Source organism: Phenylobacterium immobile (ATCC 35973), assembly GCF_001375595.1.
Taxonomy (GTDB): domain Bacteria; phylum Pseudomonadota; class Alphaproteobacteria; order Caulobacterales; family Caulobacteraceae; genus Phenylobacterium; species Phenylobacterium immobile.
The window spans coordinates 30,131-47,471 of the sequence record NZ_CVJQ01000002.1 but is presented as its reverse complement, the minus strand read 5'-3'; the positions used below and the strand labels follow the sequence as shown (position 1 = coordinate 47,471).

Genomic DNA, 17,341 nt, shown 5'->3' with positions numbered 1-17,341 from the left:
CTCTTCCGTCCATTGGCGGCCCCTATAGCATAAGACGTGCGAGCGCACCCGGCAGGTCGCCTTCCCGGGCCATATGGTAAGTCCTCAACAACATCGCCACCGTCAGGGAATCCTGAAGATGGCCGTCGAGCGCGGCGGCAAGCGCCTCGCGAAAGGGCGGACGCGCTAACGTGATGTCTTCAGTTTCATCCGGCTGATGTCGCTCCACGGCGGGTGATAGGTCCAACGCGAGGTAGCCGATCGCGGTTTCGTCCGTGACCGAATTGGACAACTGCATGCGCAGCACTTCGCGCCAGGTGGCGGCCTGTAGCCCGGTTTCCTCGGCCAACTCGCGCTTGGCGCCCTCCAGGGGGTCGAGGCCCAGCGTCACGCCGCCTTCGGGCAATTCCCAGGTGTAGCCAAAGGCGAACCGATCTTGGCCCACCAGGGTCACCGTGCCGTCCGCGTGCAGCGGGAGGATCGCCACGGCGCGGGTTCTGAAGTGGACGAGGCCATAGCTGGCGGGTCGACCCGTCGGCGCGACGGCGTCATAGCGCTCAAGCGCGATCCATGGATTCTCAAAAACCGTATCGGGCTCTGAGCGCGTCCAGGCCGAGCCATGACGTTTCAGCCAGTCTGGTGCTTCCGCCATCGTCGCTGTGCCTTGCTCTCAATCATTGCGACCAATAAGCATTAGCTTTGTGGCCCGCCATCAATGCGAGACATCATGGTTAGCGAATCTCCGGCCTTCGGCGAACCCGTGGCGTTGCAACCTCAGCCGCAGGTGCTTGATTTCCTCGCGCGACGCCGCTCCCACTCCGCGCTGACGCTTACCGCACCGGGCCCCAGCGCCTCGGAACTTTCCGAGCTGCTCCGCCTGGCCGCCCACGCGCCGGATCATGGCAAGCTCAGCCCTTGGCGCTTCGTCATCTTCGAAGGCGAGAGCAAGGCCCGCTTCGCCCAGGCGCTTGAAAATATCGCTCGCGGCCGGGGCGATGAACGCCTCGTGGCCAAGCTGGCCAAGTTGCGGACGCCGCCCCTGACGGTCGCCGTCGTCTCCTCGCCCAAGCCCGGCGCCATCCCAGAGTGGGAGCAGAGGCTTTCGGCCGCCGCAGTCTGCCAGAACCTGCTGATCGCGGTTCTGGCCATGGGGTACGGCGGTAACTGGATCACCGACTGGTATGCCTACGACGGTGAGGCCGCGGCCGTCATCGGATTGGCCCCGGGCGAGCAGGTGGCCGGCTTCCTGATGATCGGTACGTCTTCGGAATCGCCGCGCGAGCGCGAGCGCCCGGACATGGCGGCGATCACCACCCGTTGGGACGGCTAGGCCGCCTCAACCGCGCCCGCGGTAGGCCGCGACGCCCTGGTCGGGCAGCCATAGTCCTTCGGGCGGCGCGGCTGTCTGCCAGAAGACGTCGATCGGAATCCCGCCGCGTGGGTACCAGTAGCCACCGATCCTCAGCCAAGCCGGCGCCAGTTCGCGGACCAGGCGCTGGCCGATCGCGATCGTACAATCTTCGTGAAAGGCCCCGTGATTGCGGAACGAGCTCAGATAGAGCTTCAACGACTTCGACTCGACCAGCCACTCGGCAGGGACATAGTCGATCACGATATGGGCGAAGTCGGGCTGACCCGTCACGGGGCACAGCGAAGTGAATTCCGGGATGGTGAACCGGGCCAGATAGGTCGTGTCCGGGTGAGGGTTCGCGACGCGCTCGAGCACCGCTGCCTCAGGGCTGGCGAAGGCGCCGGCGGCCTGCCCGAGTTGCGTCAGGTGGGTGGTGTCCATGCTGAGGCTTTAGCGCCTGAGGCTTTCGCCGACAACGAATCCACGCCGGGGCGGCGTTCCGTCCTCGGCGGCGCTTGCGGATGTGGGGCTTAGATTTCGCATGAAGGTCACCAACGCACCTGCGAAACGAGCCGCTTTTCGCCATTTAAATAATCGGCGGTGCATTTATGAGGGCATAAAATAGGCGCCTTTGCAGCCTCTGAGCCCCACTTAGGCCCGCTCCGCCTCCCCGCGAACCCTGACTGTGGAATACCGGCGATACGCCCGGAAATCGGGGAAAAAGGGGATACCGATGAAAACTCTGAAACTCTCGCTCGCCGCCGCCGCGGCGACCTTGGCTGTCGCTGGCGCCGCCAGCGCCCAGGACGCGCCGACCTTCGCCTTCAACGTGGGCGTCAACAACGATTATGTTTTCCGTGGTGTGAGCCAGACCAATGAGGATCCGTCGGTCTTCGGCGGCGTCGACGCCAGCTCGGGCATCTTCTATGCGGGCGTCTGGGCCTCTAACGTCGACTTCGGCAACGACACCGACCTGGAATACGATCTGTACGCTGGCGTGAAGCCGGTCGTCGGCGCCGTGACCTTCGACCTCGGCGCCGTGCGCTACGGCTATACGGGAAGCCCGTCGGGTTCGAACCAGGATTATTGGGAATTCAAGGGCGCGGCTTCGGTGCCGGTCGGCATCGGCGCCGTCGGTGTCGCGGCCTACTATTCGCCCGAGTTCTTCGGCGGCATCGACTCGGCTCTCTATTACGAAGTGAACGGCTCGGTGAGCATCCCGGAGACCAAGCTGTCGATCAGCGGCGCAGTCGGTCATCAACAACTGGATGGCCCTGGCGACTACACCACTTGGAACGCCGGTATCGGCTACGCCCTCACCGATCACTTCGCCATCGACCTGCGCTACCACGACACGGACGAACACAGCTTCGGCAAGATCTACGACAGCCGCTTCGTGGCCACCATCAAGGCCATGTTCTAAGCCGTCAGGGCTCGATCGCTGCGGAAATGGCCGTCGCCCGAAGAGGCGGCGGCTTTTCTGTTTGCGCCGAATGGTCGCGGTTCTTAATCTGATGGTGTCGTTCTATTGGCGGAATATCCGCTAGCGGACATCCTGGGCGGACAGATTCTGGCCCCAATGGTGTCGGACTCGGACCTTCCCTTCTGCGGACGTCCTGCGGATTGGGCGAATCGCCTGTCGCGAGAGACATCGGAGTACGCCTATGGAGGGGATGGCCCCGCGAGCCCAGACCGTCGCCATCGATATGGTCGTCGCCGCCGGCGCCTTCGCCCTGGCTTATCTGATCGCTCCGGCTGGCCGCGCTCTCGTGGGCGCCGGCGGCATCACCGGCCTGAATGTGCTGCAACTCGCGATGATCTACGCGGGCATCGCCGGCGCCTTCGCCATTGTCTTCCGCCGGGAGCTGTCACCCTGGCGCTATGCCTCGATCCCCGACGCTTTGGTGCTGGCCCGCATCGCGTTGCTGACGGCCGGTGTGTTTCTCCTGGCGGTCTTCGTCCTTGATCGCGCCCGTGGCCTGCCGCGGGCGGCCTTGTTCCTGGCGCCGATGTTTCAGGTGATCGGCGCCGTGGGGGTCCGGATTATGCGTCGCGCCCTGCATGAACGCGCGCTCGACAGCTTCTCGCCTCTGAAGACGGTCATCGATCGCGTCTCAGCCTCGCCATCGTTGCTGCTGATCGGTCCGCCGGCGCTGGCGGACACCTATCTGCGTGACCTCGCCCGCAGACGTGACCGCTCCTATACGCCGGTTGGCATCGTCGGCGTCGATCCCCGCGACAAGGGCCAGCAGGTGCGCGGGGTCTGCGTGATCGAAAGCCTCACTCGCATTGATGAGGCCCTGGCCGACCTGCGTCGCTGGAACCGCTTCCCCCGCGCCGTCCTGTTTCTCGATGAGCCCGCGCGCCTGAAGGGTCTGTCGGTCGACTTGCTGGGCCGCCTGAAGGCGGAGGGCGTGCGCCTGCTCCGACTGCCCTCCATTGTTGAACTGCCCCAGCACGACAGCGTCACCCTGCTGCCGATGCGGGAGATCAATATCGAGGAACTCCTGACACGCGATCCGATTGAACTCGATCGCGAGGGCATCGCCAAGCTGATCAAGGGCCGGCGTGTTCTGGTGACCGGAGCCGGCGGCAGCATCGGCGGCGAGCTTTGCCGTCAGGTCGCGGCTTTCCAGTGCGCGCACCTGACCTTGCTCGACTTCTCAGAAACGGCGCTCTTCGAGATCGATCGTGAGATGGCGGAGACCTATCCCGCGATGTCGCGACGCGCGCTGCTGTGCGACGTCCGCGACGAGCAGCGGGTCAACGCAGGCTTCGACGTCGAGAAGCCGGATCTCGTCTTCCACGCCGCGGCGCTCAAGCACGTCTCCATGGTTGAGCGCCACCCGGTCGAGGGCGTGCTGACCAACGTCGTTGGCACCTCCAATGTGATCGAAGCCGCCAAGACCAGCGGGGCGGCCCAGATGGTCTTGATCTCCACCGACAAGGCCGTCGACCCGACCAACGTCATGGGCGCCACAAAGCGCCTCGCCGAATCGGTGATCCAGGCGCAGCAATCAACGGGTGGCACGCGCTTCTCAGCCGTGCGTTTCGGCAATGTGCTGGGCTCTGCGGGCTCGGTGGTGCCGATCTTCAAGTCGCAGATTGAGCGGGGAGGGCCCGTGACGGTCACCCACCCTGATATGGCCCGCTTCTTCATGACCATCCCCGAGGCGAGCCAGCTGGTGCTTCACGCCACGGCGACGAATGCGGAGGGCGATGGCCGCCATGCCCGTCTTTTCCTGCTGGAGATGGGCGCACCCGTGCGGATCATCGATCTGGCGCGCCAGATGATCGCGCTCTCGGGCCGCACGCTTGGCAAGGACATGGAGATCGAGGTGACGGGCCTCCGCCCCGGCGAGCGGCTCAGCGAGTCCCTGCTGGACGAGACTGAGCGCTCCGTGCCCTGCGCGCCGAAGGTGCTGGAAGTGATCTCCAGTTCCGCCCTGCGCGTCACGCCCGGCCATCTGCAGCACCTTAAGGAACTGGCCCAGGCCGGTGAAACCGACAAGGTTCGCACGGCGCTTTTCGATCTGGTCGCACAGATCCGCGGCGAGAAGCCGGGCGCTGCGCCGGCCCTGCGCGTTGTGGCGAACCGCTAGATCAGGGGATCGGCTTGGCGCTCGCGTTGGCCCAGCTGACCAGCTTGGTCATCATCTGGGTCACGGCCTGGTCATAGGCGGCGACGATGGCGCCGACCCTGTTGTCGCCGGCCCGCACTTGAGACTCCAGATACTGCTCCGCGACCAGGGTGCGATCGTCGTTGTTGGTGAGGGCGACCCGGGCGCGAACGACGACGAGCGGCGCAGCCTTTTCGCCTTGGTCGTAATGGGTTTCGAAATTCCGCACGTCGATCCGCAGGGCGTAGGCGGCCTTGCCAGCCTCGCCTCGCGCCAGCAGCCTGACCGGGCCCCCATCGCGATCGAAGGCCGTCAGCAGCGCTTCGTCGAACAGTGTGACGGCGGGCGCCACCCAGCGGGTCTGAGCGACATAGGCCGCCTTATCGCCGGTGATGGTCAGCAGGCGGTCGCCGGCTGACTCGCGCTGGAACGAGCCCATCGCACGAAACACCACGACATGGCCGGTCACCGGCGTCGGCTGGACGCTCGCCGCGGGCGCGGCCTGTCCAAAGCGGTAGAGCGTGGCGGGCTTGGCCTTCGGCAATAGGGAAACGCAGCCGCTGAGCGCGAGGGCGCTGGCGCAAAGAAGCGGCAGGGCCCAGGCGGAAGTCTTCAGTCGGGCGGTCATGGCTTCACCTTCACTTCTTCTGCGGGGGCTTTGCCCAACGCGCCCGTCGGGCTTGACTGGACGTCGTTAACCAGGCGCTCAAGCGATTCCGCGGCGTTCTGCAGCTGGATCACCGCGCCGCTGATCTGCGGCAGGCCGTTGGTGGCGAAGTCCGAGGTCGGACCCTCCAGCTTTCCGATCATCTGCTGCGCCGAGCGAGCCGCCCCCTTGGCCTCTGTGGCGGCGTCGGCGACTTGGCGCATGGCCCGGCGGCCGTCGCCGTTCAGGATGTCGTTGCCGGTCACCGCCAGGGTGTTGAAATTCTCCGTCGCCGCGCCGATCTGCTGCAACGCCTTCTGAGCGTCGGCGATGATCTGCTTGCGCTCGCGCAGCTCAGCCGTGAAAGCCTGGGTGTCCGATACCGTCGCTGAGAAGTTTTTGATATTCTGGTCGGACAGAACCCGGTTTACGCGGTCCAACGCCTCGATCGTCCGCGTCAGCACGGTGCCGCCGCCCTCCAGCAGGTCCGACAGCGCGCTGCGTTGGCTGCGCAGGACCGGCACCTCGTTGCGCGGCGTCACGTCCTTCAGCAAGGCCTTGGCGGGCGTGCCGGCGGTGATCTGAATATAGTTCACGCCCGTGATGCCTTGCGGCTCCAGCGTCGCGTAGGAGTCGATCCGGATCGGCACGTCGGAAGTCACTCGAGCCCGGGCGATCACGCGGCTGGCGTTGGTCTTGTCGAGTGCGATCTTGCTGACCTCGCCCACCTTGATGCCGTTGAAATGTACCTCGCCGCCCTGGTTCAGGCCGCGAACCGGCCCTTGGAAAACGACGTCATAGAGGTCGTAGTCGCGCGCCAGGGAGAACCGCGCCAGCCAGACAACGAACACGACCAGGCCGAGAAACAGAAGCGTCGACGACAGGCCGACCAGGAAGTAGTTGGCGTTTTTTTCCATCAGCGGTCGGTTCCAGTCTTGGCGGCCGCGCGACCGCGCGGTCCCAGGAAATATTCTTTGATCCAGGGATGATCCGAACGCTCCAGTTCGTGCACCGGAGCGATCGCAACCACCTTCTTGTCGGCCAGCACCGCCACGCGATCTGTGATCGCATAGAGGGTGTCGAGATCGTGGGTGATCATGAACACCGACAGCCCCAGGCTGTCTGACAGGTCCTTGATGAGTTCGTCGAAGGCGCCGGCCGAGATGGGATCGAGACCGGCTGTCGGTTCGTCCAGAAAGAGCAGCTCGGGATCGAGCGCCAGCGAGCGCGCCAGCGCCGCGCGTTTACGCATGCCGCCAGACAACTCGGCGGGCTTCAGCGCGCTAGCCTCAGGCTTTAGGCCGACCATGGCGATCTTCAACTCGGCAAGGTCATAGATTTCGCTGCGCGGCAGCTTGGTATGCTCGAAGAGCGGCGCTGCAACGTTCTCCTTGATGGTCAGGTTGGAGAACAGCGCGCCCTGTTGGAAAAGCACGCCCCAACGCCGTTCGATCGCCACCCAGCGCCTGCGAGACGCGCGCTGGATATCCTGGCCGAACACTTTGATCAGGCCGGACGCCGGCTCGCGCAGGCCGATGATGGTGTTGAGCAACACCGACTTGCCCGCGCCGGACCCTCCGACAACGGCGAGCACCTCGCCGCGCCGCATCTCCAGGTCAACGCCGTCGTGGATGACATTTGCGCCGAAGGCGGTGACCAGATCGCGCACCTGGAGAACTGGGCCCTTAAGGTCCAGGCCGTCGTCGGCGTCAGCCTCGGCGAGGGCGGTCTCACCGAACACCGTCAAATGTCCATCTCCATGAAGATCAAAGCGAAGACCGCGTCGATCATGATGATCGCGAAAATGGCGTGGACGACGGCGGCGGTCACGCGACGGCCAAGCGATTCAACGTCCCCGCCGACCTCCAGGCCCTGGCGGCAGCCGATACCGGCGATCACGGCCGCCATCACCGGAGCCTTCACCATGCCGACCAGGAAGTGGGTGACCCCGACGTTGTCGATGATCCTCTGGAAGAAGAAGGCCGGGCCCAGGCCCAGCACCGACCATGTGACCAGCATCCCGCCCAACAGGCCCGTGAGGGTGGCGACAAACGTCAGGGGCCAGATGGTGATCAGTAGAGCGGCCATCCGCGGGAAGACCAAAGCTTCGTACGGGTCGACGCCCATGATCCGCATGGCGTCGATCTCCTGGTTCATCTTCATCGAGCCGATCTCGGCGGCGAAGGCCGAGGCCGAGCGACCGGCCAACAGGACAGCCGTGATAATGATGTTGAATTCGCGCAGCACCGCGATGCCGATCAATTCGACGGCGAACACCTGGGCGCCGAATTGCTGGAGCATGTTGGCGCCCAGCAAGGCCACGACCGCGCCGATGAAAAAGGATGTGGTGCCGATGATCGGGATGGCGTCCAAGCCGGCCCGCTCGCACAGAGACACCACCGCAGGCCAGCGGATCGTCCACGGCCGCATAATCGATTTCACCAGGACGATCAACAGATGGCCAAGAAACACCAGGGTGTCGGTGCCCTGTTCGGCCAAGTCGATCACGCCCTTGCCGACACGAACCATGAGGTTGTGGAAGCTCTTGGGTTCGCGCGTGACGACGGGTCGTTCCTTTACCGCCGAGGCGACCAGTTCGATCAGGCGAATCGTTTCCGGGCGGGCGTCGATCCGTCCGCGATCGAAATCGCGGCCCAGGAGACCGATCAAGGCATAGGCGCCGGCGGTGTCCATTCGCCCGACGCCCGTGAGATCGACCGTGGCTTGGTCGTCGAGATTACGCTGCAAGCGCTGGGGCGCATCGCCGAGGTTCGTCGCCGTCCAGTCGCCGGACAGGCTGATCGTCGGGCGGTCGCGCCCAGCATCAGCAGTGAAGTCGGCGGCGTCGGTCATGATGGGCGTAGGCTCGCCGGCTCCTTACAGGTTCTCTAGTGAAGCCTAGCAGAACGCAACTCAGGGGCGAACGGCTTACGGCTCAGGTTGTTCCGATGCGACGATCCTCTGGATTGTCGTGCAAGATTGTCGCAACACCACCTAAACGCCTCCTTTTGGCCCCAGTCGATCGGGAGTCAGGGCAGGCGAGGCCCGCGCCTGCGTCGCCGGACAGGAGAGTACCGTTGAGCCGTCAGATAGATGTCGCTGGAAAGTCCGGCGCCCGATACCGCTATGCGCCTCTGGACGAGGACCGCTTCCTAGCGCCTTCAGGCGCGAACTACCTGATCGGCGAGGACTCCGAGGACGGTCTGAAAATCATCTACGCTGGCGAAACGGAGAATCTTTCGAATCGCCCGTGGCAGGCGGCCCTGGATGAGGCTCGTCGCGATCGCGCGGCGGCCTACATCCTCACCCGGTTGAACGTCACCCGGTCGATTCGCGTCTCGGAACAGGCCGATATCGTCGCCCAGCACGCGCCGCCCATGAATCCAAACCCCGCTGCCGACAACGCGTCAGCGGAGGGCGAGGGCGAACCTTAGCACGCGAATGGCGTTCAGCTTTCCAAACCCAGGGAGAGCCAAGTCATGAAAATCGTCATCGCCGCCGCCGCGACCTTCGCGGCGCTCAGCCTCACCGCGTGCGACCGACCTACCGGCACGGCGCCGGCTAACAGCGAGGTCGGGGCGGCGATGCCGGATACGGCTGCGCCCCGTGCGCCTGACGCTGAGATGACGGCGCCGGACGCCGCTCAGACCGGAACAGTGCCTGGCGCTGGCGCGCCAGCGGTCGCTGAAACGCCTGCGGAAGGCACGGCTGGCGGCCAACCCGTCACCAAGTAGGCAAATCGGCGGGGCCGATCTCGGCCCCGCCGATTCTTCACGAGCCCGTGGTCATCCGGCTGACGGCGTTGGCGTCCGGTCCATCCGGCCCGGCCTTGGTCAGCGAGGCCTCGCCGGTTCGCTTTGTCGCGGCCTTGCTCACCAGACCCGAGCGCTCACCCAACGGCTGAGCAGCGTTCGCCTTGCGACCCGCAGTCTGCGCCTTATCCGTCTTCGCCATGGTCGTCTCCTTCACCTGATGAAGGCAACGCGCGTGCTATGGCATGGGTTCGCGGGATGCGGCTTAGCCGGCGAGGGCGGCGGAGACCACCATCTTGGCCTCGCTCTGAACCTGCGCCAGGTGGTCGGCGCCCAGGAACGACTCCGCATAGATCTTGTAGACATCCTCGGTGCCGGAGGGTCTTGCGGCGAACCATGCGTTCTTCGTCACCACCTTCAGTCCGCCGATGGCCTCGCCGTTGCCGGGCGCGTTGGTCAGGGTCTGTTCGATCGCTTCGCCCGCCAGCGATGTCGCGGTGACGTCAGCGGGGCTGAGCGCGCTGAGACGCGCCTTCTGCTCGCGGCTGGCTGGCGCATCGAGGCGCGCATAGGCCGGCGCGCCATACTGTTCGGTAAGGCCCTTGTAGAGGGCGCTGGGGCTTTCGCCGGTCACCGCAAAGATCTCGCTCGCCAGTAGCGCGAGCAGCAGGCCGTCCTTGTCAGTGCTCCACACCGAGCCATCCAGTCGCAGGAAGGACGCACCAGCGGACTCCTCGCCGCCGAAGCCGACTGAACCGTCCAGCAGGCCGGGCACGAAATATTTGAAGCCGACCGGGACTTCGATTAGCCGCCGGCCGAGGCCCGCGACCACACGATCGATCATCGAGGACGAGACCAGTGTCTTGCCGACCGCCACGCCCGCGCCCCACGCCTGCCGGTGGCTGAACAGATAAGCGATCGACGCCGCCAGATAGTGATTGGGGTTCATCAACCCGCCGTCGCGGGTGACGACGCCGTGGCGATCAGCGTCGGCGTCGTTGCCGGTGGCGATGTCGTAGCGGTCCGCGCCCTCCATCGCGCGGATCAGACTGGCCATCGCCGATGGCGACGAGCAGTCCATCCGGATCTTGCCGTCAGCGTCGAGGGGCATGAACGCGAACTGCGGGTCGACGACTGGATTGACCACAGTCAGGTTCAGCCGGTGTCGATCAGCGATTTCCCCCCAATAGGCGACGGAAGCGCCGCCCAGGGGATCAGCCCCAATCCGCACCCCTGCGTCGCGAATCGCATCCATGTCGAGTGCGCTCGGCAGGTCATCCACATAGTCGCCCAGAAAATCCGCCGCCCCGGCCGCGGCGCGCGCTTCGGTGAAGCTCACCCGCCGGACACCCGTGTTGCCAGCCGCCAGAAGTTCATTGGCCCGTGTGGCGATCGCCTTTGTCGCGTCGGAGTCCGCCGGCCCGCCGCTCGGCGGATTGTACTTGAAGCCGCCGTCACGCGGCGGATTGTGCGAAGGCGTAATCAGCACGCCGTCCGCAAGGCCGCGGTCGCGGCCTCGATTGTAAGCCAGGATCGATCGCGAGATCGCCGGAGTCGGGGTGAATCCGTCACGGCTGTCGACCAGCACTGTCACGCCGTTCCCAGCCAGAACCTCCAGCGCCGTGCGCCAGGCGGGCGCCGATAGGGCGTGTGTGTCTCGCCCCATCATGAGCGGCCCGGTGATCCCGGCGGCGGCCCGTTGCTCGACTATGGCCTGTGTCGTCGCGGCGATGTGCGCCTCGTTGAACCCGCCATCGAGGCTGGATCCGCGGTGCCCGGAGGTGCCGAACACGACCCTCTGGCCGGGGTCGGATGGGTCCGGGGTGATCTCGTAATAGGCCCTTTCGAGGGCCGCCAGATCCACCAGGTCTTCGGGTCGGGCGATCTGCCCCGCGCGCTCATGCATGGGCGAATTTGGTAGTCCGCCGGCTCCGGCCGCGCAATGCGGCGCTTGCGAACCTTGACGCTCGGCGATTGTGCATCTCGAAACGCGGGCATAGCGTCCGCGACCATGGTTCAGCTCCGCACAGCGCTCACCGCCGCCGCCCTGATCGCCGCCGCCAGTCAGGCGACCGCCCAGCCCCTCCCCCCTGCTAAGATTGCCAGTCCCGTGAAGGGCCTGGAGAAGCCGGCGGAGATTCGCATCGACCGCTGGGGCGTCGCCCACATCTATGCCGCCAGCATTCGCGACGCTTTCTTTTTGCAGGGCTACAACGTCGCCCGCGACCGCCTGTGGCAGATCGACCTTTGGCGCAAGCGCGGCCTGGGCTTGTTGTCGGCCGACTTCGGGCCCGCCTATGTCGAGCAGGACCGCGCCGCGCGCCTATTGCTCTATCGCGGCGACATGGCCGCTGAATGGGCCGCCTACGGGCCCGCCGCCCAGGGCCAGGCGAGCGCCTTCGTCGGCGGCGTGAACGCCTATGTCGCCGAGATACGCGCCGGGAAACAGCCGCTGCCTGCGGAGTTCAAACTGGCCGGGACCACGCCCAGCCCATGGTCGGCCGAGGATGTGGTGCGTATTCGCAGCCACGCCCTGTCCCGCAACGCGCCGACCGAGGTGCGCCGGGCTCAAATCGCCTGCGTCGCCGGCATCAACGCCGCCAAGCTTTTCCGCAACATCGAGCCGAAGTGGGATCCGACCCTGCCGTCGGGGCTCGACCCCTGCGATGTGCCCGGCGACGTGCTGACCGATTACACGCGCGGCACGCAAGGGGTGCGGTTCGACCCCGCGACCCGCAAGCTGGCGCTGTTGGACGCGCCCGATGATATCCAAGGCTCCAACAACTGGGCCATTGCGGGCCAGCGCACGGCCACGGGCCGGCCGATCCTCGCCAGCGATCCGCACCGCGAGCACAGCGCGCCGTCCCTGCGCTACGTGGTGCACATGGAGGCGCCCGGCCTGTCCGTCATCGGCGCGGGTGAGCCGGCGCTGCCGGGAGTCTCGATCGGCCACAACGACAAGATCGCCTTCGGCCTGACCATCTTCCCGGCTGATCAGGAAGATCTCTATGTCTACGAGTTGAAGTCCGCCGCGCCGCGCACCTACCGCTATCAGGGGAAGTGGGAGGACATGAAGGTCATCCGCGAGGCCATTCCCGTGAGGGGCGAGGCGCCCCGCATGGTCGACCTCGTCTTCACCCGGCACGGTCCGGTCCTGAAGACCGATCCGGTCCGCGGTCGCGCCTTCGCGCTGCGCAGTGTGTGGTGGGAGCCTGGCACGGCGGCCTATTTCGGCTCCAGCGGCTACATGCAGTCGGCGAACTACGCCGAGTTCAAGACCGCGCTCGAGCGCTGGGGCGCGCCGTCGGTGAACCAGGTGTTCGCCGACGTGAGCGGCGCGATCGGCTGGGTCGCCTCAGCTAAGACCCCCGCACGGACCAACTGGGATGGTCTGACGCCTGTGCCCGGCGACGGCCGCTACGAATGGAAGGGCATGATCGCGCCCACTGACCTGCCCAGCGAAGAAAGCCCGGCGCGCGGCTGGATCGCCACCGCCAACCAGATGAATCTGCCCGACGGCTATCCCTACGACGCTCGGCGCATCGGCTTCGAGTGGACGAACGGATCGCGCAAGGCCCGCATCAGCGAGGTCTTGGCCGACAAGGGAAAGTCGACGCTCGCCGATTCCATGGCGCTCCAGATCGACCCGACGGACGTCCAGGCCCGGCGGATGAACGCCGTTCTGCGGGGCGTGCGGACGCGCGACGACAAGCTGAAGGCCGCCGTCGCCCTCCTGCGCCGCTGGGACGGCCGATCGACGACCGACAGCGCCGCCGCGGCGCTCTATCAGGTGTGGATCACCAACCACCTGGGCGCGGCCATCGTCGCCCGCGCCGTGCCGGAGCGGGCGCAGCGCCTGGTGGGGCAGGGCGACTTGGCGGCGGTCATGCTCTTGTTAGAGAATCCGGACGAAACGCTGCCCCGCGCCGCACGCGACGTGGCCCTGCTGGAAAGCCTGGGAGCGGCCTATGACGAGGTCGTCCGCAGGCTGGGCCCCGATCCGAGGGGCTGGACCTGGGGCGCTCTGCACCAGGCACGCTTTGAGCACGCCCTGACGCCGCTGGTGTCAGCCGCCCAGAAGGACGCCCTGTCTTCCGGGACCGCGCCCATGGCGGGCGGGGCCTATTCGCCGCTCGCCGCCAGCTATCGGCCCAGCGACTACCGTGTGATCGCGGGCGCCTCGTTCCGTATGGTTGTCGACGTCGGCCAATGGGACGACAGCCGCTTTATCAATACGCCCGGCCAGTCAGGTAGCCCTGGCAGCGCCCACTTCCGCGATCTGTTCCCGCTATGGGCCAAGGGTGAATATGCGCCGCTCGTCTTCACGCGCGCGGCGGTGGAGGCGGCGACGGAGACGACGCTCAAGCTGACGCCGGCGGTCGAACCCGTCGCGGCGCCCGCAAGGACCAGGCCCGGGAAGAGGCGCAGCCGGCGCTGAGCCTCTCGCCCCGTCCGACGCCTACTCGCTCCTGGCTGTCTTGATCTCGGCGTCTGCGGCCGAGATCTTCTGGTCCTTGTTGCGATCCTGCTGGGCGAAGGCGCGGGCGCCGGAGGCGTCGTACTCGGCCTTGCTCATCTTGCCGTCCTTGTCCGTGTCCAGCACGCCGAAGCGCACGTGGGTCTGGCGGACCTCGCGCTGGCGGTGCGAGACCTTGTCCTCGGCGGACTCGTCGGAGACGGCGAGCTTCGCGTCGAGGCGGACCTCATACTCAGCCAGGTATTCGGTGGCGGAGACCCAGCCGTCGCTGTTGGCGTCGGTCGCGGCGAACCGCGTCGTACGGCCCGCGTCGAACTCGGCCACGGTCACTTCGCCGTCCTTGTTGGCGTCATAGTCTGAGACGAAGGCTGACAGTTCGTGGGGCGCCGACAGCGCCGGACCGGCCGCGACCAGCGCGACGGCGAGGGCGCTGACGGCCCCGGAAAGCATCTTGCGAAGGTTCATGTGATCATTCTCCAAAAGAAGGCAGGCCGCTATTCGGCGGCTTCGAAGCTCAGGGTGTGGGTGTAGGAGCGGTAAGGCGTGGCCGCGCCAGGCGGCGCGGCGGCGCGATAGCGCACAATGGTCATGTAGAGGCCGGGATCGGGCGCGTTGAAGCTGAAGACGCCGTCTGCGCCGGTGGTGGCTTCGCCAGCGACCTTCTTGCCATCGTAAAGGCCGTGGCCGCGGTAGAGCCGCACGATCTGCCCGGGCAGCGGCTTGCCGTCAATCAGCAGCAGGAAGCGGGCAGGGGACCCGGCGGCGATGTCGCTGGGATGGGTCAAAGGCTTGAGCTCAAGGCCTGCGCCCTTCGCTTCAAGAGCGGCGGTGCTGGGCTTTCCCCGCGTCAGATAGGCCTCCGCCGTGGTGACGCTCTGGGCGTCGACGACGGTGGCTGGATCGGGCTTCACCTCGCTTTCCTCGCCGACGAACAGCCATGGGCCGGCCGCGCTTTTGTACATCTTGGCCGTGCGGCCGAGTCGCGCGCCGCTGGTGACGCGGTAGGTGCCCTCGCTGGTGATTGGCGCCTCCATCACCGCCAGTTCACGCAGATAGGTCGGCGTGGCGATCGCCGTGTCCTGACCGTCGGGGCCGCGGACGGAGAAGAGGTCCGACTTCATCACGACGTCCGGTTGGAAGGGCTCCTCGGTGAACGACGCCTGTACCGTGACGGTGGTCGGCTTTTCGCCAGCGGCGACGGCGAAGTGACTCGGCAGCACGTAGGGCATGTGGGCTGAGGCCGCGCTGGCGAGGCCCAGCGCGGCGCCTGCGGCAAGTATGGTTCGAAGAGTCTGCATGAAGGCTCCATTCGCCGCGCTCACGTGAGGTCACGCGGCGTCGCTATCGCATCTTCATATTAAAACTGAGAATCACTTGCAATTGCAATCCACCCCGTGTCACTAGCCGACGATAGGAATGCGTCGCAATAACGATATGGGGGTTCTCGTTTCATGGTTTTGTTTTCAGTCCGAAAGGCGGCGCTGGTCGCTGGCGCGTCGATCGCGCTGCTGGCCCAAGCGGCGCACGCCCAGGAAGCCGTGCTGACGCATGACGACAGCGCTGCGGCGCGCCTTTCGCTCGGTCGGGTCATCGTTTCGGCTGGCGCCGAGAAAGTGGCGATCGATACGCCTCAGGCCGTGACCTCGCTGGATCAGCAGGACATTGACGACGCCCAGGCCTCGACCATCGGCGAGCTTTTGGAGTTCATCCCGGGCGTTAGCACCCAGGGCGGCGTCAGCGCTCTGGGGCAGGGCTTCAACATCCGCGGGCTGGGCACCGGCCTCGCCGATTCCGACAGTCGCATCCTGATGCAGATCGACGGCGTCACGAAGTTCTTCGAACAGTACCGCATGGGCTCGTTCTTCAGCGAGCCAGAACTCTACAAGCGGGTGGAAGTCCTGCGCGGGCCGGCGTCCTCGACGCTCTATGGCGCGGGCGCCCTGGCGGGTGTCGTTAACTTCACCACCAAGGACGCCTCGGACTTCTTGAAGGACGGCGATCGCTTCGCGCTTCGCCTGCGAGGCGGCTACGAGACCAACGCTGACGCCCGCTTCGGCTCGGCCATTGTCGCGGTCCAGCCTGTCGAGAATCTCGATGTCCTGGCGATGTACACCCAGCGCAAGAGCGACAATTACGAGAACGGCGCGGGCGTGGAGATCAACCCGTCCAACGTCGACTCTAGCGCCTACCTCGTGAAGTCGCGTTACTACGTTGGCGGCGACCGCAAACACTCGATCTGGGCCAGCTACCAGAACTGGCTGAGCGACTCCGCCCAAATCTATGACCAGGCCGAGGGCTTCGGCACGACGCCGGTTCGCCGCAAGGTCGACGACGACACCGCCGTCGTCGGCTACGAGAACGACTTCGGCGGCTCCAAGCTGTTTGACCTTAGCGCGCAGGTCTCGTGGGCCATGTCCAAGGTTGAGCAGCGGGAGACGACCTTCCTGCCCGGCGTCGTCTACTCTGAGTTCTCCTACGAGACTTGGCAGTCGCGCGTCGAGAACCGCTCGCGCTTTGACCTCGCGTCGGATCTGTCAGCCTTCCTGGTCCTGGGTGTCCAGACCTACAAGCAGGAGCGCCGCAACCCTCGGACGACGGCCGCCGGCATGATCACGCCAGGGGCCGCGACGCACCCCGAAGGCGACATGGCCAAGAACGGCCTCTACGCCCAGGCAGAGGTCGTCTGGTCCGACAAGCTGACGATCATCCCCGGCGTCCGCATGGACTGGACCAAGCTCAAGCCCGGCGCCGGCGTCACCACCGCCAATGTCGTCAAGAACGACGCCGCCTCGCCGAAGATCGCGGCGATCTACGCCTTCGGCGACGCGTTTGCGGTGTTCGGCTCGGTCGCCCATACCGTTCGAATGCCGGTGCTGGATGAAATCTACAGCCGCACCAGCGCCACGGCTTCCAACTTCTCGCTCAATCTCAGCCCGGAGAAGTCGGACAACTATGAGCTTGGCTTCACCGTGTCCTTCGACAGTGTCGCCTTCCCGGGCGACGCCTTCCGCCTGAAGACCACGGCGTTCCGCAACGATGTCTCCAATCTGATCGTCCGCGGCGCGGCGACCACGCCCTACTTCATCAATGTCGGTGAAAGCCGCTTCGAGGGCGTCGAGTTCGAGGCCGAATACGCCTCGCGCGGCCTCTTCGCGCGGGCGGGCCTGGCCTTCATCCGCGGCGACGACGAGATCCGCGGTGTCCCGCTCAACACCATCCCGGCGGACGAACTGAACCTGACCGTCGGCTACAACTGGCGCGAACTCGGCCTCTCGGCGGGCTGGCGCGGCGAGTTCGCCGCCGACCAGAACCGGGTGTCTACTGTCAGCCAGCGGTCTGGCGGCTATGCGGTGCACAACCTCTTCGTCGCCTGGCGCCCGGTCTCCGGCGCTCTGGAGGGGCTGGAGGTGCGCGGCTCGGTCGACAACCTGTTCGACGTCACCTTCCAGCGCCACCTGGCGACCTTCGACGCCGAGGGCCGGACCTTCAAGCTGACGCTCGCCAAAGACTTCTGAG

Annotated in this window: 17 protein-coding genes; 7 read left to right on the top strand and 10 right to left on the bottom strand. The window is 66.0% G+C overall.

The genetic code is table 11. From position 1 onward, the window contains the following. Nucleotides 1-22: 22 nt before the first annotated feature. Nucleotides 23-631, bottom strand: coding sequence for an NUDIX domain-containing protein (locus tag BN1313_RS14295; RefSeq protein WP_091742859.1), 609 nt, complete (start codon nt 629-631; stop codon nt 23-25). A 75-nt stretch (nt 632-706) separates the two neighbouring features. Between BN1313_RS14295 and BN1313_RS14290 the strand changes: the two genes are divergently transcribed. Further along, nucleotides 707-1,309 carry a nitroreductase family protein gene (locus tag BN1313_RS14290; RefSeq protein WP_091743185.1) on the top strand — a complete coding sequence of 201 codons (603 nt, stop codon included), beginning with the start codon at nt 707-709 and terminating at the stop codon, nt 1,307-1,309. Nucleotides 1,310-1,315: 6 nt separating this feature from the next. Here the strand turns inward: BN1313_RS14290 and queF are convergent, their stop codons facing one another. After that, nucleotides 1,316-1,771, bottom strand: coding sequence for a preQ(1) synthase (queF, locus tag BN1313_RS14285; protein WP_091742857.1), 456 nt, complete (start codon nt 1,769-1,771; stop codon nt 1,316-1,318). A gap of 292 nt (nt 1,772-2,063) precedes the next feature. On the opposite strand from queF, the gene BN1313_RS14280 reads away from it, so the two are divergent. Both BN1313_RS14280 and BN1313_RS14275 read left to right on the top strand, forming a co-directional pair. Further along, nucleotides 2,064-2,753, top strand: a complete 690-nt coding sequence (locus BN1313_RS14280; protein WP_091742855.1) for a TorF family putative porin — start codon at nt 2,064-2,066, stop codon at nt 2,751-2,753. Nucleotides 2,754-3,003: 250 nt separating this feature from the next. Continuing rightward, nucleotides 3,004-4,932, top strand: a complete 1,929-nt coding sequence (locus tag BN1313_RS14275; protein ID WP_176696046.1) for a UDP-N-acetylglucosamine 4,6-dehydratase family protein — start codon at nt 3,004-3,006, stop codon at nt 4,930-4,932. A 1-nt stretch (nt 4,933) separates the two neighbouring features. On the opposite strand, the gene BN1313_RS14270 is transcribed toward BN1313_RS14275, so the two are convergent. From BN1313_RS14270 to BN1313_RS14255, 4 genes are read right to left on the bottom strand one after another with little or no spacing between them, the layout of a single operon-like run. Then, on the bottom strand, nt 4,934-5,578 hold the full coding sequence (locus tag BN1313_RS14270) for an ABC-type transport auxiliary lipoprotein family protein (RefSeq protein ID WP_091742841.1): 645 nt from the start codon (nt 5,576-5,578) through the stop codon (nt 4,934-4,936). Then, nucleotides 5,575-6,513: an MlaD family protein gene (locus BN1313_RS14265; protein WP_091742839.1), complete on the bottom strand. Its 939-nt coding sequence runs from the start codon at nt 6,511-6,513 to the stop codon at nt 5,575-5,577. Before BN1313_RS14265 ends, BN1313_RS14270 begins: the two co-directional genes overlap by 4 nt. Further along, nucleotides 6,513-7,292: an ABC transporter ATP-binding protein gene (locus tag BN1313_RS14260; RefSeq protein WP_245620256.1), complete on the bottom strand. Its 780-nt coding sequence runs from the start codon at nt 7,290-7,292 to the stop codon at nt 6,513-6,515. The genes BN1313_RS14265 and BN1313_RS14260 overlap by 1 nt, the downstream gene beginning before the upstream one ends. A 47-nt stretch (nt 7,293-7,339) precedes the next feature. Continuing rightward, a complete protein-coding gene (locus BN1313_RS14255; protein WP_091742835.1) occupies nt 7,340-8,449 on the bottom strand; it encodes an ABC transporter permease in 1,110 nt (369 codons plus the stop codon). 224 nt (nt 8,450-8,673) lie between these two features. Between BN1313_RS14255 and BN1313_RS14250 the strand changes: the two genes are divergently transcribed. Both BN1313_RS14250 and BN1313_RS14245 read left to right on the top strand, forming a co-directional pair. Next, nucleotides 8,674-9,030: a GIY-YIG nuclease family protein gene (locus BN1313_RS14250; protein WP_091742833.1), complete on the top strand. Its 357-nt coding sequence runs from the start codon at nt 8,674-8,676 to the stop codon at nt 9,028-9,030. A gap of 45 nt (nt 9,031-9,075) precedes the next feature. Beyond that, on the top strand, nt 9,076-9,330 hold the full coding sequence (locus BN1313_RS14245; RefSeq protein WP_091742831.1) for a hypothetical protein: 255 nt from the start codon (nt 9,076-9,078) through the stop codon (nt 9,328-9,330). Nucleotides 9,331-9,367: 37 nt separating this feature from the next. Here the strand turns inward: BN1313_RS14245 and BN1313_RS14240 are convergent, their stop codons facing one another. Then, nucleotides 9,368-9,550 carry a hypothetical protein gene (locus tag BN1313_RS14240; RefSeq protein WP_091742829.1) on the bottom strand — a complete coding sequence of 61 codons (183 nt, stop codon included), beginning with the start codon at nt 9,548-9,550 and terminating at the stop codon, nt 9,368-9,370. A 63-nt stretch (nt 9,551-9,613) separates the two neighbouring features. Continuing rightward, nucleotides 9,614-11,254, bottom strand: coding sequence for a phosphoglucomutase (alpha-D-glucose-1,6-bisphosphate-dependent) (gene pgm / locus BN1313_RS14235; protein WP_091742827.1), 1,641 nt, complete (start codon nt 11,252-11,254; stop codon nt 9,614-9,616). Nucleotides 11,255-11,359: 105 nt separating this feature from the next. On the opposite strand from pgm, the gene BN1313_RS14230 reads away from it, so the two are divergent. After that, on the top strand, nt 11,360-13,786 hold the full coding sequence (locus tag BN1313_RS14230; protein WP_091742825.1) for a penicillin acylase family protein: 2,427 nt from the start codon (nt 11,360-11,362) through the stop codon (nt 13,784-13,786). Nucleotides 13,787-13,807: 21 nt separating this feature from the next. Here the strand turns inward: BN1313_RS14230 and BN1313_RS14225 are convergent, their stop codons facing one another. Together BN1313_RS14225 and BN1313_RS14220 are read right to left on the bottom strand one after the other, a co-directional pair. Beyond that, nucleotides 13,808-14,290 carry an EF-hand domain-containing protein gene (locus BN1313_RS14225; RefSeq protein WP_091742823.1) on the bottom strand — a complete coding sequence of 161 codons (483 nt, stop codon included), beginning with the start codon at nt 14,288-14,290 and terminating at the stop codon, nt 13,808-13,810. A gap of 29 nt (nt 14,291-14,319) precedes the next feature. Then, nucleotides 14,320-15,123 carry a DUF4198 domain-containing protein gene (locus BN1313_RS14220; RefSeq protein WP_091742821.1) on the bottom strand — a complete coding sequence of 268 codons (804 nt, stop codon included), beginning with the start codon at nt 15,121-15,123 and terminating at the stop codon, nt 14,320-14,322. Between the two features lie 153 nt (nt 15,124-15,276). Between BN1313_RS14220 and BN1313_RS14215 the strand changes: the two genes are divergently transcribed. Continuing rightward, nucleotides 15,277-17,340, top strand: a complete 2,064-nt coding sequence (locus BN1313_RS14215) for a TonB-dependent receptor domain-containing protein (RefSeq protein WP_218054403.1) — start codon at nt 15,277-15,279, stop codon at nt 17,338-17,340. Nucleotide 17,341: the final 1 nt, after the last annotated feature.